Below are 23,846 nucleotides of genomic sequence, written 5' to 3'. Positions count from 1 at the left end.
CTATTCTTTCATAAATTTATGCACAAAGGTATTTTTTTTCGTTCGTATTTGTATAATATAAATTCCTTGTGAGAGGTTTTCCAAAGAAATATTTAGTTGATGAAAGCTTTTTTCCAGTGTTAATGGTTGATATAGCAGTTTTTTGCCTGTAATATCTGTTAACTGAATATAAATAGTTTGATCCTCATCTAATTGCAATAGAATATGAATATTGTTTTGAGCAGGATTGGGGTAAAAATTAAGTAATTGTTCTTCTTCGCTTAAGGCAATGCATTGCTCATTATTTTGATTGTTGACTTCATTTTGTGTTTGCCATACTTGTCCTTGAACGCATATATATGAAGGAGTTGCATCGGCTATAGGTATTTTACTTGTAAAGGTGTACATAATTTTATCGCCCGAAAAAAGAGTGTCGGTAATTAATTCAGAAACTAAACGATTGCCATCGACCATAAGAGTTACATAGGGATTTTCGATAGGAAGTGTACCCACATTGGCGACTAAAACCTGAACCGTTAAAAATAGATTGTCTTTAATATAAAATATTTTTTCAATAGCTAAATCGAGCCAATTTGGCACAACTAATACTGTTTTAGAAATAGAATCTTTGCATCCGTGAATGTTGGTTAAGGTAAGCCAAATGGTGTATTTGCCTGTATCGGTAAAATTATGTGTTGGCTGAGTAATGGTTGATGTACTACCATCGCCGAAATTCCAATATGATTGTCCAAATTCAGATAGGTTATTGAAATATACCGTTAATGGAACAGCTCCATAAGTCGGTTGAAGGTCGAAATTTACGCTGGGTTTGGGATAAACGGTAATGTTTTTTGTGATGGTATCGGTGCATCGAGTATTGGAGGTAACAATTAGTGTTATAGGCAAGCTACCCGAAGATGTGAGTGTTAAAGTTGCATTTTGCAATGAAGAAACAAAATTATTATGAACATACCAATTCCATTCGTCAATAGTACCATTTATTATTGATGAAGCATCTTCTAAAATTAAAGGTTGATGAACACATGCGGTATCTGCAATAAAATTTGCCTGTGGTTTTGTGGAAACTAAAATGTTTTTTTGAACAGTATCGCTGCATCCATTGAGCGATTGTATGGCTAATGTAATTATATAATTTCCGCTTTGCTGATATACATGTTGGGGGTGTTGAGTAAAAGAAGTAGCACCATCGCCAAACCACCACTCCCAGTGCATAATAGGGTTATAGTAATAGGTTTGACTGGTATCGGCAAAAAAAGTAGGGTTCTCATTGCACGAAGGCGAAACATCAAAACCGGCTACGGGGCTTGGTTTAATTTCGATATTTTGTGCAATACTATCGATACAACCCTCATCGCTTTCGGCAATAAGTGTTACTGTGTAGTTGTTGGGTAATGCGTAGATATGAGTAGTGTCGCTATCGAAGCTGAACGTTCCATCTCCCCATTTCCAGGTTAAGCCAGCAATAGAGCCTACTGGAATATGAGAATGAGAAGAGAAATAAGTAGCGTGGTTGTTGCATAATCGAATAGCGTCAAAATCGCAAATGGGTAGTGGGTGAACAGTAATGTTTTGTTCGTTCGTTTGAAAACAACCTGCTTCGGTGCCTACATTTAGTTTAATGGCATAAGTACCATATTGCGAAAACAAATACGATGGATTTTGTTCGTTGAGGGTGTCGTTGTTAATAATCCATTGCCAGGTATTGATGGGTGAACTGTCGAGTGGAATAGATAAATCTGTAAAAAGTGTACTGTCGCCTTTGCATGTATGGGTAGCCGAAAAATTGGCAATAGGTGCCTTGCCTGTAATCTCTACAAAAATAGAATCTTTGTTTTGGCATCCAACAACATCTGTAACGCTTAGCGTATAATAACCGCTTTGTGTAACGGTAGTCTGTGGTAGCGTATCACCGGTTGGTTGCCACAGGTAATGTGCAATAGGGAAATTATAAGAATTAAAGCTAAGCGAATTACCTTCGCATAAGTGCGTGGTATCGCTTACAAAGAGCGGATGCATGGCTAAACTGTCAATATCGACAAAGAAAGAATCGATATAATAACAATATTGTGCGTCAGTAATGGTTACATAATACCAACCTTCTTGTTTTACATAGGTATAACTTTGATTTCCTCCGTTGCTCCAGTTATAATTCATGCTATTGCCTAACGCAGATGTAATAAGCATCGAATCGCCAAAACATAGCTGATAGGTGCTAGCAAACTGTGCCTCTGGGAATTGCACCCAAATACTATCGGTGCTTTGTCGTCCAAAAATGTCGGTGGCTGTAACTTTATAATATCCTGTAGATTGAACGGTAATGCTATCAGTTGTTTCACCGGTGTTCCAAAGGTAAGCAGTAAAATAACCTTGTGGCTTTATGGTAATAGTACAGAAAGTATTAAGTATCGTATCGTTAGGTAAACGCACAGGTGGTGCGTATTTATTTTGAAGATACAAAACGACACTATCGCGTAGGGTTGGGTTTAAAATAGTATCGAAAACAATAATTTCAGCAATTTCTCCTTTTAATGCATTGGCTCCAACTTTTAAGTCATTAAGTATAAAGCCTGTATTAGCAATGGTACTCCCGTAATTTAAAGGTATGTTGTTGATATTTAAGAATGCAGTAGATGCATCTCCATTACTCCATCCAAAATTATGAATTTGAAAAACGTTGGTATTTTGTTGTGGTGTAAAATATCTATAATTTCCTCCTTCAAGGTAAATAATAGATCGATCATTAAGAAAATTAACATAATATCCACTTCCAAATCCGAAATATTGATTATTAACTTCATATCCTTTAGCTATCATAAAAATTTCACAATTTAAAAGGTTGAGGTTAGGTGAATTAAGGAGGTCGTTTCCATCAAAACATAGTGTATTATGATTTAGAATAGGGCTAAAAGAAAATGTAGGTTGCCAGTTGGGTATAGTTTGGCTTAAATCGTAATGATAGCCACTTCTGTCAAACCAATGAGTAATTTTATTATTAACTGTATCAATGGTGTCTGAAGTAAGCCAAAGTTTTAAACCATTTAAAGTCTGAGGAGTAAAAACGCTAAATTTATATATTTCAGAAATGCTTTCTTGATTGCAATAATTAAATGCCTTTATTCTCCAAAAATATGTTTTATTTTCTAGAAATAAATGGACATAATTATATACAGTTGTATCGGAAGTTATAATAGTTACAAATGAATCAAGAGATAATTCAAAGATATATTTTATGGCATTACTTGCAGTCCAAACAAAATTAACTTGATTATTGGCAATAGTAATATTATTTTCCGGGTAATATAAACTAATAATTGGCAAAACTGCGGAATCAGATATATTAATAGTTTTAATAATCGAATCTTTGCATCCATTTGCAGAGGTAATATTTAATGAAACCGAATAATTCCCATTGTTTGTAAAGATAAAAGAAGGATTATTTGAGGTACTTGTATGAATTCCATCAAAGTTCCAAAGTGTTTCTATAATACTATCATTGCTGTATGATAAGTTATAAAAGTTGGTAGGTAACCCTGTACATGACAATGAATAATTAAAATTAGCAATAGGTTTTTCTTTAACTATTATTGTTTTCGTAACGTAATTACTACAAGCTCCGTTATATAATGTTAGCTTAACCCAATAATTGCCAGATGCTAAAAATAAATGAGTTGTATTAAAATCTTTTGAAATGCTGCCATCTCCAAATTCCCATAATAAAGAATCGTAATTTAATGAAGATAAATTAGTGAAAGTCGTTATGGTTCCTAAACAAATGGTGTCAAATGTGAAATCAATCATTGGAATGCTTCCAATAATATCAACAAAAATAGAATCTTTGTTTTGGCATCCAACAACATCTGTAACGCTTAGCGTATAATAGCCGCTTTGTGTAACGGTAGTCTGTGGTAGCGTATCACCGGTTGGTTGCCACAGGTAATGTGCAATAGGAAAGCTATAGGGATTAAAGTTAAGTAAATTGCCCTCGCATAAGTGAGTGGTATCGCTTACAAAGAGCGGATGCATGGCCAAACTGTCAATATCGACAAAGAAAGAATCGATGTAATAACAATATTGTGCGTCAGTAATGGTTACATAATACCAACCTTCTTGTTTTACATAGGTATAACTTTGATTTCCTCCGTTGCTCCAGTTATAATTCATGCTATTGCCTAACGCAGATGTAATAAGCATCGAATCGCCAAAACATAGCTGATAGGTGCTAGCAAACTGTGCCTCTGGGAATTGCACCCAAATACTATCGGTGCTTTGTCGTCCAAAAATGTCGGTGGCTGTAACTTTATAATATCCTGTAGATTGAACGGTAATGCTATCAGTTGTTTCACCGGTGTTCCAAAGGTAAGCAGTAAAATAACCTTGTGGCTTTATGGTAATAGTACAGAAAGTATTAAGTATCGTATCGTTAGGTAAACGCACAGGTGGTGCGTATTTATTTTGAAGATACAAAACGACACTATCGCGTAGGGTTGGGTTTAAAATAGTATCGAAAACAATAATTTCAGCAATTTCTCCTTTTAATGCATTGGCTCCAACTTTTAAGTCATTAAGTATAAAGCCTGTATTAGCAATGGTACTCCCGTAATTTAAAGGTATGTTGTTGATATTTAAGAATGCAGTAGATGCATCTCCATTACTCCATCCAAAATTATGAATTTGAAAAACGTTGGTATTTTGTTGTGGTGTAAAATATCTATAATTTCCTCCTTCAAGGTAAATAATAGATCGATCATTAAGAAAATTAACATAATATCCACTTCCAAATCCGAAATATTGATTATTAACTTCATATCCTTTAGCTATCATAAAAATTTCACAATTTAAAAGGTTGAGGTTAGGTGAATTAAGGAGGTCGTTTCCATCAAAACATAGTGTATTATGATTTAGAATAGGGCTAAAAGAAAATGTAGGTTGCCAGTTGGGTATAGTTTGGCTTAAATCGTAATGATAGCCACTTCTGTCAAACCAATGAGTAATTTTATTATTAACTGTATCAATGGTGTCTGAAGTAAGCCAAAGCTTTAATCTTGAATAATTAAATTGACTATATGCAGCAAAGCTAAGAGATAAAATAACTAGAGTTACTATAATTGCCCGTAGTTTCATAATACAAAGATAATCAATTTGGTTGAATCAAAGTTAAACCCATTACAAAATTCTTAAAAGCAATATAAATGCTAATTAAACCAACCCTATTATAAAAATCGAATAAATATTTAATGTATTTTTGTTTCAAAAAAAGTGAAGCTTAGCAGTAGCATATTATATACATTTTTAACTCAAATCCCAATTCAATTATTTGGAATTATATCAGGTGTTTTTATTGCTCGAATGATTGGTCCAGAAGGGAAAGGCGTTTTTGCTTTGTATCAGGCAAATGCTCAATTGATTGCTGTTTTTTTTTCGTTGAGTTTTGGAAGCGCATTAACGTACTTTTTACCTTCAGGTACCATTGCAAAAAATAAAATTTTAGCGATCTCTCTATATATAATTATAGCTTGTAGTATCTTGATTTTTCTATTGTTGTTGTTTCTTAACTATTCAAATTACAAAGAACTATTATTCCCAGAAAAATATAGCGGAGTATTGTATTTAGTTTGGCTTTATTTGTTTTCAATTTTATCAATTATTGGAGGGATAGCAACAGGATTTTTTCAAGGAATGAAAAAATTCAATAAATTAAATAAAATATTGTTCTACAATAGTATATTGAATTTTTTATCTTTTGGTTTACTGTTTTTTATTCATAAATCAAATTTGTTTGAAATTGATACAAAAATACTTCTATATTGTTTGTTATTTGTTTCATTAATAAATATATTTCAATTTATATACTATTTTTATAAAGACATAAATATTAAGCCTAGTTTTAATGTCTCTTATTCAAAAGATTTTAAACCAATGATTGAATTCACATTATATACACATTTATCTTTATTTATTGGTTTTTTTAATGCAAGATTAAGTTTGTGGTTTTTGAATTATTATCTTGACGAAGTTGCTATTGGGCTGTTTTCATTGGCCACTAACTTAATTGTAATCTTTAATATGATTTCTGCTCCTATTGGAAATGTATTAATGCCCTTTTTATCAGGAGAAAATATAAGAGAAAAAGAAAAAATGTTTTACAAATATTCAAAAATAAATTTCACTTCATTAATTTTATTGGCTGTTTTTAGCTTTTTAATAGCAAACTGGATTATCCCACTTATTTATGGAGCGGATTTTAGAAGTGCTGCATTTCTTTTTCAAATATTGTTGCCAGGTATTATTTTTTCAAATGTGTCAAGATTATATGCTGTTTATATAGCTTCTTGCAATAAACAAATTTATAATTTATATGCAACAATATTGAGTTTTGTTGTTAATATTGTATTCAATTTTATATTAATAAAATATTTTGGGTTGGTAGGTGCTTCACTAGCGTCAACTTTTACTTATTTTGCTTCGTTTTTAACCATGGCGTATTTTGTACACATTAAATTAAAAATGCCATTTGGTAATTATTATTTGATGAATTACCACGATATTAAAACAGTGTCATCCTATTTCAAATCATTTATTAAAACAAAATCATAAATTTAAATATGCAGTTAATTAAACAATTATTACGAATAAATTATATCCGAAATCACTTTCTTAGATTTGGTTGGAATGGTCTTATCTTTTATGTTAAACAGCTATTTATTTCAAGAAAAAAAGAAATAAAATTTAAACACAAGGAATATAAGTACCCCTTATATTTACGGGCTGAAAGTTCAGATATTCAAACCTTTTATCAAGTTCTTTTTAATCAGGAGTACAATATAAAGCTTGAATTCAAACCCAATGTAATCATTGATTTAGGGGCAAATATCGGCTTGTCTTCCGTCTTTTTTGCAAATAAGTTTCCTGAATCAAAAATTATAGCATTAGAGCCTGAAAAAAATAACTATGATATGTTACTAAAAAACACTAAAAATTATCAGAATATTGTTATATATCATAATGCTATTTGGCATAAACATGCAGATTTGAGCATAAAAGATAATAATCTTGGAGAGTGGGGCTACTCAGTAATGGAATCCACTCATGAAAATCAGGATAACGTTAAAACGTTGACGATGATAGATCTCATCAATATACACCAGATCACGCAGATTGATATTTTAAAAATTGATATTGAAGGTTCAGAAATTGAATTGTTTCAAAGTAATTTTGAACAATGGCTACCTATTACAAAAGTTATTATAATAGAGTTGCATGATTGGTTAAGAAAAGGATGCTCAAAACAGTTTTTTAGCACATTAGTAAATTATGATTTTGTATTGTCGCATAAAGGAGAAAACATTATTTGTTATTTAAATTCTTAGTTAGTAAAGTGAAAAGAAAAAACTCCATAATAATCCTTATCCCTTACTTTGGACGCTGGCCGGAGTGGTTTGCATTATTTGTAGAAACCATCAAGCGTAATTCAACTATTGATTTTCTGTTTTATACTGATTGCGATACATCGCTGCTTGATGCCCAAAACATTAAAGTTCGATCGCTTACTTTTAGCGATTATATTTCGTTTGTAAACCAAGTTACAGGATTGAATTTTAATCCTCCCAACGCTTATAAACTTTGCGATTTACGTCCATTGTTCGGATATATTCATCAAGTAGATTTTAAAGACTACGATTTTTATGGCTGGTGCGACGTTGATCTGTTGTTTGGTGATATTCGTTCGTTCTATACCGATGAATTGCTTGCAAAATACGATGTGTTTTCAACCCACAGCCACCGCATTTCAGGACATTTTGCCCTTTTCAGAAACAATGAGAAAAACCGAACAATGTTTAGAAAAATATACCGATGGAAAGAGGCTCTGTATCATCCCGATTTTGTGGGTATTGATGAACATGGAATAACCAATGCGTATGTACAAAATAATTTACATAAGGTCAACGATAAATTTAAGCTAAGGCTACCCGAAAAGTTTTTAAACAAACTATCATTTTACAAAACCCGAAAACTTTATCTGAAAGAACAATACACCACGCCGTTCGTTTTTAAACCCTGGCTTGATGGAACATTAAATAGCCAACAACCCGATACGTGGTATTATATTGACAGTAAAATTACCAACAATCGCGATGTTGCACGAAATTTCATTTATATTCACTTTATGAATTTTAAGTCGAGTCAATGGCGACACGATGGTACCAAAGCTCCATGGGAGGGGAAAGAAAAAATATGCTTTGCTACTCCTAAGGATATGGTTAAAGGAATAATAATCGATAACTATGGGATTCGACCTTTATGAAAATAAACCATGAAAGAGGAGAGTAAAAAAATTACGTTAAGATTAGGCAAGGTAAGTTGGGATAAAAGCTTGGGAGTATATTATATTGATATGCGTCCAGCTATGGTTCACTACACCCAAAATTACTATGACGGCAAATTTGACGATCAGCATGTTCCCATGATTGGAATCAATGGTAGATACGAATATTTTCCGGTAAATATTTGCCAGTATGGATTTATGCTTCATGCCGATTGGCTTGAATACCAAGACGAAAACAAATTGAAAAACCTTTTTGCGTGTATAGAACGATTAGAAAAGTTGAAACACGAAACCGAACAATGGGCTGTTTGGTATAACAATTTTGACGATAAAAAATACAATATTAAAGCTCCTTGGCCATCGGCTATGGCACAAGGAGAAGTTATTTCTCTCTACTTGAGAGTATATCAGATTACTCAAAATTCCTCGTTGTTAGAGACAGCCTGGAAGGCTTATCAATTTATGAATGTGGATGTTAAAGATGGAGGTGTAAAACGTATAGATAAAGATGGTCATTTATGGTATGAGGAATTTCCTTCTGAACCACCCTCTTATGTTCTTAATGGGTTTATTTATGCATTATTTGGTTTATTTGATTTATATCGGGTAACCGGGAATATTATGGTTAAATACAATATTGATGCTTGTTTGGAAACTATCCGGCAAAATTTGCCCCGATTTGATGCCGGATATTGGTCTTATTACGATTTGCAAAAGCAAGAGTTAGTAAGGTATTATTATCAAAAAAACGTTCATGTCCCTCAACTGAAAATATTATATTTATTAACTCAAGAAAAGATTTTTGAAAAATACTACAAAAAATGGGAAAAAAACATTACACCAATCAATTATTTATTTGTTAAATTGATGTATCGTGTAAGACCAAGAGTTAGAAAATTAAAAAAATGTTTATGGAAAAATTAAGGATATTATTTATTATTACTGATCTTGGAAAAGGCGGAGCTGAACGATATTTGGTTGATTTATGTAAGCAACTCCAAGCAGTAAATACAGTTGATTTTATTATAGCATCTTTGTTTGACAATAACCAATACGAAGCCGAAACAAAAGATTTTAATATCGTGACTTTGAATTTTCAAACATTTTCTTTTAGACGAAAAAATGAGAATACGATTTTAAAAAAACTGCTTGATGATTTTAAACCTCACGTTATCCATACACACCGTTTTTTAGGCGAGTTTATTAGTTCTTATTACATTTTAAAAAATTGTGTTTATGTGTGTCATGGACACGATAATATGGAACAATTTGCAAATTTTGAATGGAAATTTCTTTTTAATAAAAAAAAACTGATACAATGGCTAGAAAAAAGGTATCTTATTGCTAAAAAATATTCAAAAGTTGAAACTCATTTTATTGCCAATTCAAAGCATACCTATGATTTTTACCAGAAAGTCTTATCAACTAAATTAAAAGCGAAAGTTCATTTAATTTATTATGGATTTGATTTTGAAAAGTTTTTTAATCCTGAAGCTTTTAGAAAAGAACTAGAATATCCTATAAAATTAATTAATGTAGGAAGCTTTCAACCCAAAAAAAATCAAATGTTTTTAGTGAAAATAGGGATTGAACTTAAAAAAAGAAACGTTCCATTTAAAATGACTTTAATTGGCAATGGACTTTTACGACAAGATGTGATTGATTTAATAAGGGAAAATAATTTGGATGAATTTTATGATTTACCTGGAATTATTCATGATATGAAACAAATGTATCGGAGTCATCATATTTATGTTCACAGTGCATGGTATGAACCTTTTGGATTAGTTTTTTTAGAGGCGATGGCATCTGGTTTGCCTATTATAGCACTCGACGGTAAAGGGAACAGAGATATAATTGAAAATGATAAAAATGGATATTTAATTTTTGAACAAAATGAAGTTGAATTTGTAGATAAAATCATTGAATTATGGCATAATCGTGAAAAATTTCTTGCTATGTCAAATTATGCACAGACATTTGCAAAACAATATGATATGAAGAAACACACTGAAAAACTTTTAAATATATACATGCAAAAGTGCTAATGCATAGATTTTATAATTATTCAAAGTTTTGAACATGAAAACCCTTATTTTATTAACCGATAATTACCCAATTACTCACGGCGAATTTTTTATCGATGATGAGATGAGGGTTATTGCTGACCGATTTGAAAAAGTGATTGTAGTTGTAAAATCACAACAGAGCGTTAATTTTAATCGTTATGTGCCTAAAAATATGATAGTTTACCCTGTTAGTGATTTTGTATCTTTTTTTGATAAAGTAAAGGCACTTCCCAAAATACTTAGTTCATTTTTTATGGAAGAGTGGAGGTTTGCAATAAAAAATTACAAGCTAAAACCTTCGGTGATACTTTTTAAGTTGATGTATATGGATGTGGTAAGAGCCTTAAAAGTGAAAAAACAACTATTGGATGTATTATTTAAAGAAGCCATTTCCCAAAATAAAACCATTTATTATTCTTACTGGAACGACTATAAAGCTTTAGCCTTATCCTTAATGAAAGCAAAAAATAATTCAATGGTTTGTGTATCACGAGCTCACGGCTGGGATGTTTTTTTTGAAAGGCATCAACCGCCTTATTTGCCTTTTAAAAAGTTTATCGTCTCAAATTTAGATGTAACTTACTCCATATCTGAGGCCGGTCGTAAAGCGTTTATTTCGTTATTGGGGAATGAATATAATAATAAAATTGCGGTTTCACGTCTTGGAAAAATCAATCATCGTTTACCCATTGAAAATAAAAATCACGATGGAATACTTATCTGCAGTTGCAGCCACATAATTCCATTAAAAAGAATTCATTTAATTGTAGAGTTGCTAGCCATACTAAATATAAAAAATTTGAAGTGGGTACATTTTGGAGATGGTCCACTTCGAAACAGGTTAGAAGAATTAGCCCAAGAAAAACTTCAGTATGTAAAATATGAGTTCAAAGGCAATGTTCCCAATGAAGAAATTTTAGATTTTTATCATAAAAATTATGTGGATTTGTTTATCAATTTAAGCGAGTCGGAAGGAGTGCCAGTTAGCATTATGGAGGCTTTATCAGCAGGAATACCCGTTTTAGCCACTAACGTGGGGGGAGTTTGTGAAGTTGTTAATCAAAAAGTTGGTTTTTTGGTTCCCAAAGGTTTTAAGGTAGATGATGTGGCAAAAATTATAAAAAATTATTTAAATTTACCCGATATTGAAAAGCAGCAGTATAGAGAAAATGCTTACCAATTTTGGAAAGAAAATTTTGAAGCAGAAAAGAATTATGGTGAGTTTGTGAAAAAAATATTTGAATTATGTGTTTAAAAAATATTTGTTTTAATAATTTAAAATGAAAAAACTACTCATATTAGCATACGATTTTCCGCCTTATGTTTCGGTTGGGGGATTACGACCTTATGCTTGGTATAAATATTTACACGAATATAATGTAGAACCGGTGGTTATTACTCGTCAGTGGGCAAATAAACATGGCAATCATTTAGATTATATTGAGGCAAGCGAATCGGCAGAAACCATTGTTTTAAAGTCAGATTTAGGTACTCTTATTTGCACGCCTTATAAACCTAATTTAGCCAATCGCTTAATGCTTAAATTTGGTGAAAAACGGTTAAGTTTTATTCGGAAATCAATATCCGCTTTTTATGAATTTGCTCAATGGATATGGAATATCGGTCCTAAATCGGGCTTATATCGTGCTGCACGTGAATATTTAAAAAATAATCGAGTAGATGCTATCATTGCTACCGGCGACCCTTTTATATTATTTAAATATGCTTCTAATTTAAGTAAAGAATTCAATATTCCTTGGATAGCCGACTATCGCGATCCGTGGTCACAAAATAAAAAAAATAATTCTAATTTATTTAAAAAATGGAATCAATATTTTGAAAAAAAATATTTAAAAAATGTATCGTTAATTATTACAGTTTCTGATTTTGTTAAATATCAAATTTCAACTTTAATTACGAATAAATCTTTTGCTATTATTCCTAATGGTTACGATCCTGAAGCTGTTGCTAAAGTCAGTAGCATTAAACAAAGAACAGAATATTTTAGCATTGGTTTTGTAGGAACTATTTATCCTTGGCATCCTATACTACCCTTTTTAAAAGTAGTTTCAGCTTTCATTTCAGAGCATTCTCAAGCTCGCATAAAACTAAATTTTTACGGAATTAATATTGCCGATCAATTGAAAGATTGGATAAATAATCAAAATCCAAATTTAGTTCCATGTGTTACTTTATTCCCAAAAATACAAAATGAACAGTTGTTACCCATATTGGCAAAAGATAATGTAATGTTGTTATTTAATGATTATTCTATTATAGGCACCAAAATTTTTGATTATATTGGTATTAGACGATCCATATTATTGTGTTTTTCGTATGATTCAGAAGCTCAAAAACTTAAAGAAGAATATTATAATCTTGAAGAAGTAGAAGGTCTAAGTCACTTCATGCAAGAAGATTTGATTAAAGAAACCAATGCCGGCTATATTGTCGAAAACACCTCTCATTTAAAAGTTTTACTAACCCAATTATATGATGAATTTATAAAAACAGGTGAAATAAAATGTAATACAAAAAATATAGAGCTATACTCACGCAAAAAACAAACAGAGAAACTTGCTGAAATTGTTTGGAATCTTACGCTAACGAAAAATGAAGTACTGAATCGTTCAGAGGATAATAGAAAAGTGAGCAATTTACATCTTTCTTACCGCCAATGTACCCGTTGCGTTATGGATACTTCGGACCCCGAAATTACGTTTGATGAACACGGGTATTGCAATCATTGTACTACGTTTTTAAACGAAACCATTCATAAAATTAATACTTCGAACGATTTAACTAAGTTAGAACATATTATCAAAAAAATTAAAGAAAAGGGAAAGAACAAAAAATACGATTGTGTTTTAGGTATTAGTGGTGGGGTTGATAGTTGCTATACTGCTTATTTATTAAAAAAATATGGAGTTCGGGTTTTAGCTGTACATATGGACAATGGTTGGGATTCGGAAATCTCTGTAAAAAACATTAAAGATTTGCTCGATAAACTCGAAATGGACTACGAAAGCTATGTGCTCGATTGGAACGAGTTTCGCGATTTGCAATTAGCTTTTTTGAAAGCTTCGATACCCGAAATAGAAACACCCACCGATATAGCTATTTTAGCTATTTTACATAAGGTGGCGGCAAAACACGGTGTGAAATATATTGTGAGCGGTGGCAACTATGTCTCCGAAGGCATTTTGCCACGAATATGGCACTATAACGCTAAAGATATAAAATATCTTAAGTACATACATCGTCAGTTTGGTAAAGGTAAGTTAAAACGTTTTCCTTTATTTGGTTTTTGGCACGAAAGCTATTATAAGTTTGTTCGACAAATCAAAATAATATACTTATTGAACTATATCAATTACAATAAAGACGAGGCTCGAAAAATTTTAGAAAATGAATTTGGTTGGCGTCATTATGGAGGTAAGCATTATGAATCGAGAATTACAGCTTGGGTGCAATCGTATTTGTTGCCTGTAAAGTTTAATATCGATTATCGAAAAGCCACGTTCTCGTCGCTTATCTGTATGAATTTAATGACACGTGAAGAAGCTCTTGAATTACTTAAACAACCTACGTTTAAAATAGATGAAGTTGAAAACCTTAACGAGTATATCTGTAAAAAGTTTGAGATTAAACGAGAAGAATTGGACGAAATAATTAAAGCTCAGCCTCGCTGGTATTATCAATATCCCAATAATTATAAGATTTTAAACTATTGGTATAAGCTGTATCGAAAACTCTTTGTAAAATAAAAAAAAGATTATCTTTGCTTAAAGTTATTTTACATCAAACATGAGTTCAGCTAAAATCGTTGTGATCGATTATAAAATGGGCAATTTAAACTCCATTGTCAAAATGCTTACTAAGCTTCATGCCGAAGTAGTGGTAACGAACATGCCCGACGATATACTCCATGCCTCAAAAATCATATTACCTGGTGTGGGACATTTTGGCTTAGCTGTTTACCAATTGCGACAAATGAATTTGTGGGGCAATATAAACAAAGCTGTGTTAGAACAAGGCATTCCTATTTTAGGTATTTGTTTAGGTATGCAACTCATGGCACGTTTTAGCGAAGAAGGAAATGCAGAAGGGTTTGGTTGGTTCAATGCTACTGTTAAGCGTTTCGATAATATGCATGGATTAAAAGTTCCACATATGGGATGGAATACTATTGAATTAATAGGTAACAGTAAAATAATGACCAGCGAACTAAATCAAAAGGAATTTTATTTTGCTCATTCGTACCATTGGCAAACAACAGAATCTAACGATGTTAAAGCGATAACACAATATGGTTATTCTTATGCATCAGCTGTAGAAAAAGACCATATTTTGGGTGTGCAATTTCATCCCGAGAAAAGCCATGAGTGGGGTAAGCTTATTTTCTCTAATTTTTTACAATTGTAAATTATGTATCGTCCTCGCATTATACCGGTATTATTGCTAAAAAATAAGCATTTAATTAAAACACGAAAATTTAAAGAAGACCGATATATAGGCGATCCCATCAATGCTATTCGTATTTTCAATGAATCGTTTGCTGACGAATTAATTGTTTTAGATATTTATGCAACACGCGAAAATCGATGTATATCATCCGAACTGGTTCGTTTGCTCAACGATGAAACCAATATGCCTTTTGGCGTTGGTGGAGGTATCAAAAATTGCCATCAAATAATGGAGCTTATTCAAGCGGGAGCCGAAAAGGTAATTATTGGAAGCGAAGCATATTTCAATCCCAAATTTATTAACGAAGCTGCCAATCGATTTGGTTCATCGACCATCATGGTATGTATCGATGTAAAAAATGATTTTTGGGGCAAGCCAAAAGTTTATGTTAATAACGGAAAACATGCAACGGGCAAAACACCCTTAGAATTTGCTAAATATATGGAACAAATGGGGGCTGGCGAATTAATTATTCAGTCTATTGAGCGTGATGGCGAAATGAACGGATACGATGTAGCATTGCTCGAAAAAATTACATCATCCATTCAGATTCCTGTGGTTGCACTGGGAGGAGCTGGAACTATAGAACATTTTACAGAATTATATAGTCGTGTGCAAGTAAATGGATTAGCTGCTGGAAGTTTTTTTATTTACAACGATAAAAATCGTGGTGTTTTAATTAATTATCCTGGTAAAAAAATCTGTGAACAGTTAAGTCTTATTACAAAATAACATCTAAATTTCTAAAAAAAAGATGAAACTATGAGGTTCCCTTAATCTTTTCGATGGATAGCAATATTTGTTCAGTCGTCATGGGAAGGCTTATTTCAGGCTCTTTTTGATTGTTGCCAATCGCTGAAATAGCATCTTTAATGGCTAACCAAACCGAAAAGGCAAGCATAAAAGGAGGTTCGCCAACGGCTTTACTCTGGCGAATAGTGCCCACGTTAGGAGCGTTTTCGAGCAAGGCTACATTAAATATTTTTGGAATATCGTGTACTGTTGGAATTTTGTATGTATCAGGGGAGTGAGTTAATAAATAACCTTTTTCGTTCCATTTCAATTCTTCGGTGGTAACCCAGCCCACACCTTGAATAAAACCTCCTTGCACTTGACCAATGTCAATGCCTTTGAGTATAGAATTACCTACATCGTGCACAATGTCGGTTCTTATGAGGGTATATTTTCCGGTAAGAACATCGATTTCTACCTCAGAAACAGCCATGCCATAAGCAAAATAATAAAAAGGTTGTCCAGTGCCTTTTTCGCGGTCGAAATAAATACCGGGTGTTTTGTAAAAACCCGTGGCACTAAGACTAATTTGTTTTAAATACGATGTTTGTACCAACTTTGTAAATGGGATGGTAAGCTCGGGATAGTATTTGTCGTAAACAAGGTCGTTTTCGAATACAATGTTTACTTCTTTTATGTCATTGGTTTGATAAGTTTGGCAAATTAATTCAACGGCAATAGGAGTAAGACGTTTTTTGAGTTTGTCCATAGCATTTTTTACTGCCATGCCATTCAAATCGCTGCCCGATGAGGCTGCTGTTGCCGATGTGTTGGGGACTTTAGATGTGTTGGTAGCGTTTACTTTTACTTTTTCTCTACTTACACCAAGTTCAAGAGCAGCAATCTGTTGAATTTTGCTGTTTAGACCTTGCCCCATTTCGGTACCACCATGATTTACTAATACACTTCCATCTGTATAGATATTAACCAAAGCACCGGCTTGATTGAGAAATGAGGTGGTAAACGAGATGCCAAATTTAACAGGCGTAAGAGCAATGCCTCGTTTTTGAAAACGATGTTCTAAATTGAACCGATTTATTTCTACTCGTCGGCGTTCATATTCAGAAGAAGCTATAATTTTTTCGAGCAGTACAGGTAAGCGGTTGAGTTTTATTTCCTGGTTGTAAGGCGTGATATTTCGATATTCTTCGTCGTAAAAATTTATTTTTCTTATTTCGAGTGGGTCTTTTTTTAGATAACGAGCTATTCGGTCAATAGCATTTTCAATGACAGCCATGCCTTGAGGTCCGCCAAAACCCCGGAATGCCGTATTGGATGGTAGATTTGTTTTGTATGCTTTGCCAACAATTTCGACATGAGGTAAATAATAAGCATTATCAGCATGGAGCATGGCTCGCTCGAGAATAGCCATGGTTAAATCGGTGGCAGCTCCTGCATCGGCATTTAATTCTACTTTATAGGCAAGAATTTTACCGTTATCGTCGAAAGCAATGCTATAATTAGAAATAAATCGATGTCGTTTACCGGTCATAATTTGGTCATCGTCGCGGAAAAGATGAATTTTAACCGGTTGTTTACATTTATTAGCAAGTAATGCAGCCCATGCCGCTACATGATTGGCTTGGGTTTCTTTTCCGCCAAAAGCACCTCCCATGCGTTTTACCTCAACTTCGACTTCGTTTTTGGGAATACCCAACACTTCGGCAACAATGGCTTGTGTTTCGCTGGGGTTTTGAGATGAAGCATAAATCAATATTTCATTATCTTCGCGAGGTATGGCTAATGCCGATTGTGTTTCGAGATACCAGTGCTCTTGTCCATTGGTTCGCAAACGGCCCGATAAAATATGGGGAGCATTGCCCAAAATCTCGTCAGGATTTCCGCGTTTAATCAGACGTGGTGCAGCAATTAATGTATTTTGTTTAATAGCGGTTTCTAAATCGACAATCGCCGGAAGAGGTTCATATTCGATAACAATATCATGCTCTGCTTCATGGAGTTGTTCTTCGGTTTCGGCAGCAATAAGAACCACGGCTTGCCCTATAAAATTAACTTCATCTTTGGCTAAGCAAGGCTCATCGTGAACTACAGGACCCATTTGGTTTTCACCCGGAATATCGTTTGCTGTGAGTATAGCATGAACACCTTTAACTTCGAGAGCTTTAGATATATCAAGCTTTTTAATTTTGGCATGAGCATGAGGGCTATATACTACTTTACCTAACAACATTCGACTTTGTTCAATATCGTTAATGTAAATAGACTTACCGGTAACATGTTTTATGGAGCTATCGTGATGAATATTTTCTGACATAATACTATGATTTAGTCGTTTCAATAAAAAACTTCATAAGTAAATTTTTTGCAACCAAACGGCGGTATTCATCGCCCGAACGAGCATCGGAAATAGGCGTGAATGCTTTATACAAAAGGGCTTGGGCTTGTATAATATTATCTTCGTTCCATTCTTTATGGATCAAAAAGTCTTCGACTTCCTTGGCACGCTGGGTGTAGGCTGCCATGCCACCAAATGCTAAAATGATAGAGGTTACTTTGTTTTGTTCTAATGTTATACTGAATCCGCCACTTACGATTGAAATGTCGAGGTCGTGTCGCTTCGAAACTTTGTAGGACTTTACGATTGCTTGTTCATCTTTAGGAATAATAATCTCGCAAATTAGCTCGTCGGCTCTTAACTGAGTTTTGCGGTAGCCGATAATAAAATCTTCGAGCAGCATGATGCGTTCTCCTGTCAATGATGATAGTTTGACCTTTGCCTTATAGGCAAACAACACAGGAAGGGTGTCGCCAATGGGTGAAGCAGAACCGATGTTGCCTCCAATGCTTGCCGAGTTGCGGATTTGCAAAGAGCCAAACACCGACAACATGTCGTGTAGGGCGTCTAACTTATGACAAGAATAGATTTTAAGTTGTTCCAACGTTAATGCTGCACCAATACGATATTCGTGTTCTGTTTCAACGAAGAAATGAAGTTCTTTAACTTGCGAAACATCGATGATTTTTGATAATAACTCTTTCTTTTTGGTTTGTCTTAAAGCAATATCCGTTGAGCCGGAAATAACAAGTGCATCGGGATGTTGCTGGCGTATTTGCATCGCTTCGTTTAGTGTAAAGGCTTTTAAGTAGATTTGTTGAGGGGTTTTTATCTCGATGGTTTCGTTTTTATTGATAGAGAGCAATAAGGGCAACATCTGTTTTTCGAGTTCGTTGAATTGATCCATACCTTGTTGTTTGCATGCTTTTTCGATGGCTTCGATAATGGGTTGATAACCGGTACAACGGCATAAATTTCCGGCTAAAGCATCTTCTATTACCTGACGGCTGGGTGTGGGGTGATTTTTATACACACTAAACGATGACATTACAATGCCGGGCGTGCAATAGCCACATTGGCTGCCGTGAGTTTCAACTAATGAGCTTTGTACCGGATGCAACGATGTGTCTTGAGCTAAATTTTCGACTGTAATAAGCCATTTACCATGTATTTGCGGTAAAAAAACAAGACACGAGTTAATGGTTTTGTAACGAATATGTTGCTTGTTATCGAGTTCAGCAACTACTACGGTGCAAGCACCACAATCACCTTCGGCACAGCCTTCTTTAACCCCCTTATGGTGAGGCAATTTTCGTAAATAGTTTAAAACCGTGGTTGTAGGCTTTATATCATTCGATACCGAAAAATCTATTTCTTGTAATTCTTGATCTAATATGAATGCAATTTTGTTCTGCATGGTAGTTTGTTTCTAATGTTGATTTTTAACGTCTATAAGCTTTGCAAGAATGCTAATAGCAATTTCTTCGGGCGTTTGGGCAGCTATTTTAATACCAATGGGCATATCAATTTTTTCTAATTGTTCTGAAGATAAAATATTTTCAGATAAGAATCGCTGTTTTAATAAAGCTACTTTTTTGGTACTTCCAATCATGCCGAGGTACTTGTATTCTTTTTTGCCAAGTACGGCAATTAATGCTTCGTCGAATGCATGTTGTGGAGTTACAACAATGTTATAGCTATCTTTATGAATGTTTAATGAATCGATGGCTTTTAAATAGTCTTCTTGTATGCAATGATATAGGTTTTTCTCATCATCGCTAAAAATGTTTTCGCGGGGGTCTATAAGGTGAATGTTAAAGCCAACCTTATAAGCAAATTGTGCAACCGCTTTTCCAACATGCCCGGCACCAAAAATAAACAAATCGGGAAGAGGGTTGATGGTTTCGATATAGACTTCCATAGAGCCACCACATGCCATTGATAAGTCGTCTTCTAAATCAAAAGTTAATTTTTGAGCTACCGATTGACGCATGAGTTCTTTGGCTTTTTCTATCACGGTCAGTTCTATATTTCCACCGCCAATAGTGCCTTTTATGCTACCATCTTCGTAAACGATCATTTTAGATCCAGGTATTTGAGGACCCGAGCCTACCTTATTTATTACAATGCAAAGAACGGCTTTTTTATTTTCTTTTTGTGCGGCAACAACTTCTTCAAAAATATTCAACATATACTTTAATTATATTTAAAGCAAAGTTAAACCATTTTTTTTAAACGTGAAATGCATGACCAGCGATAATGCTTTTTTATAATTTTTTTTTAGATTTTTATATAAAAATGGATATGAATTAGTACTTATAGGCGAAGTGAAAATTTTGATGTAAATTTGCCTTAAAAAAAATGAATCTTATTTTTCTTGATACAGAACTTTGGGATGAACTTTTACCCATTACATTTACAAGACCAGTTGCTGAAATAAGAATAGGTATTTTAAAAAATTCTGAAAAATGGCAGCAATATCTCAATGCGTCCATTTCTTATGCTACTAAAGAGCACCTTCATAAAAAATATCCCATAACAATTGACAACGATAATATAATTATTAACGGTGCACTTTTACCGAGTGATAACCTATTATCTTTTATAAAAAATATACCGTTAGGTAAGCAATATTATTTTAACGGTATCTTTGTTGTAGCTCGATTGAATCACGATGATACACTTGCTTTTTTAAATAGCAAAACCAGCTTTAGCATAGAAAATATTGATTTTGAGCCCAATTTAATTACTCATTTTTGCCACATATTTAAGAAAAATGATTCAGAAATTATTAACGATTTTAAGCTTATTACACAAAATCGAATAAGTCAAACTTTATCCAAAACAAATGTTTTGATTGGCGATATTCATTCGGTTTTTATTGAAGAAGGTGCTAAAGTTGAAGCGGCTACTATAAACACCTCCGAGGGACCTGTATATATTGGCAAAGAGGCAGAAATTATGGAGGGGTGTCTTATTCGAGGTCCTTTCGCTTTATGCGAACATGCCACATTAAAAATGGGAGCAAAAATTTATGGTGCCACGACTATTGGTCCTTATTCAAAAGTGGGAGGCGAAGTCAATAACAGTGTTATATTGGGTTATAGCAATAAGGCGCACGATGGTTTTCTAGGTAATAGCGTTATAGGTGAATGGTGTAATTTAGGCGCTGACACAAACAATAGCAATTTGAAAAACAATTATGCTATAGTTAAAATGTGGAACTATCCTCAACAAAAATTTATTTCAACGGGTCTTCAATTTGCAGGCCTTATTATGGGCGATCATTCTAAATGTGGTATCAATACAATGTTTAACACAGGAACAGTTGTAGGGGTTGCTTGTAACCTTTTTGGCGATGGCTTTCATCGCTCGTTTGTCCCTTCATTCTCATGGGGCGGAGCACAAGGATATACACATTATCAGTTTGATAAAGCAATAGAAACAGCAAAATTGGTATTTGAACGCAGAAATAAAGAGTTTAATGCCATTGAAAAAGAAATATTGCAATGGATCTACAAAAAAACCGAACAATTTAGAAACTATTAATATTTGGCACACGAATTGCCTATTATATAATTCTGCTTTGAAAACTGACAATTTTACAGCATTTTAATGATAAATAAAAATATTTTTATGGGATACGGTATGCATCAATTAGACGAATCTGAATTTATTCCAATCTTATCAGAAGAAATAGAATTAGATCCAAATCAAAAAATAGAAGAAATCGAAAATCTGCCAATTTTACCACTTCGAAATACGGTACTTTTTCCAGGTGTGGTAATTCCTATTACAGTAGGACGCGATAAGTCGCTTAAACTTATACAAGAAGTAGGTAGTACCAATAAAATTTTAGGAACCATTGCTCAAAAAAATCCTAAACACGAAAATCCTAAACCTGAACAGTTGTTTAGTCTTGGAACTTATGCTCAAATTATTAAAACGCTCGAGATGCCCGATAATACGACTACCGTTATTTTGCAAGGCAAAGGGCGTTTTCAGGTAGAACAGTATCTTAGCGAAGAACCTTATTTTGTTGCTAAAGTTAAAGCATTACCCGAAACAAAACCCGAAACCAATGATAAAGAATACGAAGCACTGTTATCGTCGCTAAAAGACCTTACTTTAAAAATTATCAAACTCTCGAATAATATACCATCTGAGGCCTCACTTGCTATTCGTAATATCGAAAATGCATATTTTCTTATCAATTTTATTTGCTCAAGCAGCGATTTAAAGCTAAACGATAAACAACATTTACTTGAACTTAACGACCTAAAAGCTAGAGGGATGAAATTGCTCGAAAAGCTTGTTCAACAAGTTCAGATGCTTGAGTTAAAAAACGATATCCAACAAAAAGTTAAACTCGATCTCGACCGTCAACAAAAGGAATATTTGCTTCAACAACAAATAAAAACCATTCAGGAAGAACTTGGCGGAAATCCTTTTGAGCAAGAAATACAAGAACTAAAGAAAAAGGCGAAAAAGAAAAAATGGTCAAAACAAACAGCCGATATTTTTTATAAAGAATTAGAAAAGTTTGAACGGATGAATCCCTCGGCTGCCGAATATTCAGTTCAACTCAATTATTTACAACTCATACTTGAACTGCCATGGAATGAATATACAAAGGATAATTTCAATTTAAAACGAGCCAAAGAAATATTAGACGAAGATCATTTTGGGCTTGAAAAAGTAAAAGATCGCATTATCGAGCATTTGGCAATTTTAAAATTAAAGGGCGATTTAAAAGCTCCGATAATTTGTTTGTATGGACCTCCGGGTGTGGGAAAAACTTCATTGGGCAAGTCTATTGCACGTGCATTAGGACGTAAATATGTCCGCATATCATTGGGTGGACTTCACGATGAAGCCGAAATACGTGGACACCGAAAAACCTATATCGGTGCCATGCCAGGAAGAATTATTTATGGTCTTAAAAAAGCGAATTCGTCGAACCCAGTTTTTGTGCTTGACGAAATTGATAAAGTGGGAACCGATTTTAGAGGCGATCCATCGGCAGCACTACTTGAAGTACTCGATCCCGAACAAAATAATACTTTCCACGATAATTATTTAGATATCGATTACGATTTGTCGAAAGTATTGTTTATTGCTACTGCTAATCAAACAAATACTATTAGTACTGCACTTCGCGACCGTATGGAAATGATTGAAGTTAGTGGATATATTGCCGAAGAAAAAGTAAAAATTGCTCAACATCACATTATACCTAAATTGCTTAAGGAACACGGAGTAAAACCTTCGCAAGTAAAGTTTACTGACGAAATACTATTACAAATTATACAAGATTATACGCGCGAATCGGGAGTAAGAAATTTAGAACGAAAATTGGCAAAAGTAATACGCTCTATTGCTAAAAAAATTGCATTAAAAGAAAAATACCAGAAACAACTTAGTACAACTCAGGTTCGCGAAATATTAGGACCGCCAGAATTTGAGAATGATGAATACGAAGGTAACGAAACAGCAGGAGTTGTTACGGGTCTTGCATGGACAGCTGTTGGTGGCGAAATTCTTTTTATAGAAACAAGTCTTAGCAGAGGAAAAGGGAATATTACTATTACAGGCAATTTAGGCGAGGTGATGAAGGAATCGGCTGTTATCGCTTATGAGTGGGTTAAAGCTCATGCTGAAGAATTAGAAATAAATCCCGAAGTATTTGAGAAATGGAATGTGCATATTCATGTCCCCGAGGGAGCGATACCCAAAGATGGCCCTTCGGCAGGTATTACGATGGTGACTTCTATTGCTTCTGCATTTACACAACGCAAGGTTGCTTCACATATAGCTATGACTGGTGAAATTACTTTAAGAGGCAAAGTACTCCCTGTTGGTGGTATAAAAGAAAAAATTCTTGCAGCTAAAAGAGCTA

15 protein-coding genes are annotated in these 23,846 nt (G+C 33.7%); 11 read left to right on the top strand and 4 right to left on the bottom strand.

The features are described 5' to 3' along the window. Positions 1-5,121: a T9SS type A sorting domain-containing protein gene (locus HPY79_09135; protein ID NSW45962.1), complete on the bottom strand. Its 5,121-nt coding sequence runs from the start codon at positions 5,119-5,121 to the stop codon at positions 1-3. A 135-nt stretch (positions 5,122-5,256) separates the two neighbouring features. Between HPY79_09135 and HPY79_09130 the strand changes: the two genes are divergently transcribed. Genes HPY79_09130 through hisF form a run of 9 tightly spaced genes read left to right on the top strand, consistent with a single transcriptional unit; the run spans position 5,257 to position 15,591 of the window. Continuing rightward, positions 5,257-6,594 carry an oligosaccharide flippase family protein gene (locus tag HPY79_09130; protein ID NSW45961.1) on the top strand — a complete coding sequence of 446 codons (1,338 nt, stop codon included), beginning with the start codon at positions 5,257-5,259 and terminating at the stop codon, positions 6,592-6,594. Between the two features lie 8 nt (positions 6,595-6,602). Continuing rightward, positions 6,603-7,367 (top strand): FkbM family methyltransferase, encoded by a 765-nt coding sequence (locus HPY79_09125; protein NSW45960.1) that lies wholly within the window; start codon positions 6,603-6,605, stop codon positions 7,365-7,367. A gap of 8 nt (positions 7,368-7,375) precedes the next feature. After that, the gene (locus HPY79_09120; GenBank protein ID NSW45959.1) at positions 7,376-8,302 is read left to right on the top strand and encodes a hypothetical protein; all 927 of its coding nucleotides are present in this window, start codon (positions 7,376-7,378) and stop codon (positions 8,300-8,302) included. 9 nt (positions 8,303-8,311) lie between these two features. Continuing rightward, positions 8,312-9,247, top strand: coding sequence for a hypothetical protein (locus HPY79_09115; GenBank protein ID NSW45958.1), 936 nt, complete (start codon positions 8,312-8,314; stop codon positions 9,245-9,247). Further along, entirely contained in the window at positions 9,235-10,371 is a 1,137-nt protein-coding gene (locus HPY79_09110) for a glycosyltransferase family 4 protein (protein NSW45957.1), read from the top strand. Before HPY79_09115 ends, HPY79_09110 begins: the two co-directional genes overlap by 13 nt. A gap of 34 nt (positions 10,372-10,405) precedes the next feature. Continuing rightward, positions 10,406-11,647: a glycosyltransferase gene (locus HPY79_09105; GenBank protein NSW45956.1), complete on the top strand. Its 1,242-nt coding sequence runs from the start codon at positions 10,406-10,408 to the stop codon at positions 11,645-11,647. A gap of 25 nt (positions 11,648-11,672) precedes the next feature. Then, positions 11,673-14,159, top strand: a complete 2,487-nt coding sequence (locus tag HPY79_09100) for an N-acetyl sugar amidotransferase (protein ID NSW45955.1) — start codon at positions 11,673-11,675, stop codon at positions 14,157-14,159. Positions 14,160-14,199: 40 nt separating this feature from the next. After that, on the top strand, positions 14,200-14,817 hold the full coding sequence (gene hisH / locus HPY79_09095; GenBank protein NSW45954.1) for an imidazole glycerol phosphate synthase subunit HisH: 618 nt from the start codon (positions 14,200-14,202) through the stop codon (positions 14,815-14,817). A gap of 3 nt (positions 14,818-14,820) precedes the next feature. After that, complete coding sequence (hisF, locus tag HPY79_09090) at positions 14,821-15,591, top strand: imidazole glycerol phosphate synthase subunit HisF (protein ID NSW45953.1); 771 nt, start codon at positions 14,821-14,823, stop codon at positions 15,589-15,591. Between the two features lie 28 nt (positions 15,592-15,619). Here the strand turns inward: hisF and xdhB are convergent, their stop codons facing one another. The 3 genes from xdhB to HPY79_09075 are packed head-to-tail and all read right to left on the bottom strand — an operon-like array spanning position 15,620 to position 20,138. Next, complete coding sequence (gene xdhB / locus HPY79_09085) at positions 15,620-17,926, bottom strand: xanthine dehydrogenase molybdopterin binding subunit (GenBank protein NSW45952.1); 2,307 nt, start codon at positions 17,924-17,926, stop codon at positions 15,620-15,622. A 4-nt stretch (positions 17,927-17,930) separates the two neighbouring features. Beyond that, on the bottom strand, positions 17,931-19,364 hold the full coding sequence (gene xdhA, locus HPY79_09080; GenBank protein ID NSW45951.1) for a xanthine dehydrogenase small subunit: 1,434 nt from the start codon (positions 19,362-19,364) through the stop codon (positions 17,931-17,933). Positions 19,365-19,376: 12 nt separating this feature from the next. Next, positions 19,377-20,138, bottom strand: a complete 762-nt coding sequence (locus HPY79_09075; protein ID NSW45950.1) for an XdhC family protein — start codon at positions 20,136-20,138, stop codon at positions 19,377-19,379. A 170-nt stretch (positions 20,139-20,308) separates the two neighbouring features. Here HPY79_09075 and HPY79_09070 point away from each other — a divergent pair, with 170 nt between their 5' ends. Together HPY79_09070 and lon are read left to right on the top strand one after the other, a co-directional pair. Beyond that, positions 20,309-21,496 (top strand): GlmU family protein, encoded by a 1,188-nt coding sequence (locus HPY79_09070; protein ID NSW45949.1) that lies wholly within the window; start codon positions 20,309-20,311, stop codon positions 21,494-21,496. Positions 21,497-21,562: 66 nt separating this feature from the next. Further along, a partial coding sequence (lon, locus tag HPY79_09065) for an endopeptidase La (GenBank protein ID NSW45948.1) occupies positions 21,563-23,846 on the top strand: 2,284 nt, incomplete at its 3' end.

It is taken from the genome of Bacteroidales bacterium, from assembly GCA_013314715.1.
Classification (GTDB): domain Bacteria; phylum Bacteroidota; class Bacteroidia; order Bacteroidales; family GWA2-32-17; genus Ch61.
This window is presented reverse-complemented; position numbering and strand designations above follow the sequence as displayed.

Coding starts and splice junctions, on each gene's coding strand:
- HPY79_09135 (NSW45962.1), bottom strand. CDS start 5,121: ATGAAACTACGGGCAATTATAGTAACTCTAGTTATTTTATCTCTTAGC.
- HPY79_09125 (NSW45960.1), top strand. CDS start 6,603: ATGCAGTTAATTAAACAATTATTACGAATAAATTATATCCGAAATCAC.
- HPY79_09115 (NSW45958.1), top strand. CDS start 8,312: ATGAAAGAGGAGAGTAAAAAAATTACGTTAAGATTAGGCAAGGTAAGT.
- HPY79_09110 (NSW45957.1), top strand. CDS start 9,235: ATGGAAAAATTAAGGATATTATTTATTATTACTGATCTTGGAAAAGGC.
- HPY79_09105 (NSW45956.1), top strand. CDS start 10,406: ATGAAAACCCTTATTTTATTAACCGATAATTACCCAATTACTCACGGC.
- HPY79_09100 (NSW45955.1), top strand. CDS start 11,673: ATGAAAAAACTACTCATATTAGCATACGATTTTCCGCCTTATGTTTCG.
- hisH (NSW45954.1), top strand. CDS start 14,200: ATGAGTTCAGCTAAAATCGTTGTGATCGATTATAAAATGGGCAATTTA.
- hisF (NSW45953.1), top strand. CDS start 14,821: ATGTATCGTCCTCGCATTATACCGGTATTATTGCTAAAAAATAAGCAT.
- xdhB (NSW45952.1), bottom strand. CDS start 17,926: ATGTCAGAAAATATTCATCACGATAGCTCCATAAAACATGTTACCGGT.
- xdhA (NSW45951.1), bottom strand. CDS start 19,364: ATGCAGAACAAAATTGCATTCATATTAGATCAAGAATTACAAGAAATA.
- HPY79_09075 (NSW45950.1), bottom strand. CDS start 20,138: ATGTTGAATATTTTTGAAGAAGTTGTTGCCGCACAAAAAGAAAATAAA.
- HPY79_09070 (NSW45949.1), top strand. CDS start 20,309: ATGAATCTTATTTTTCTTGATACAGAACTTTGGGATGAACTTTTACCC.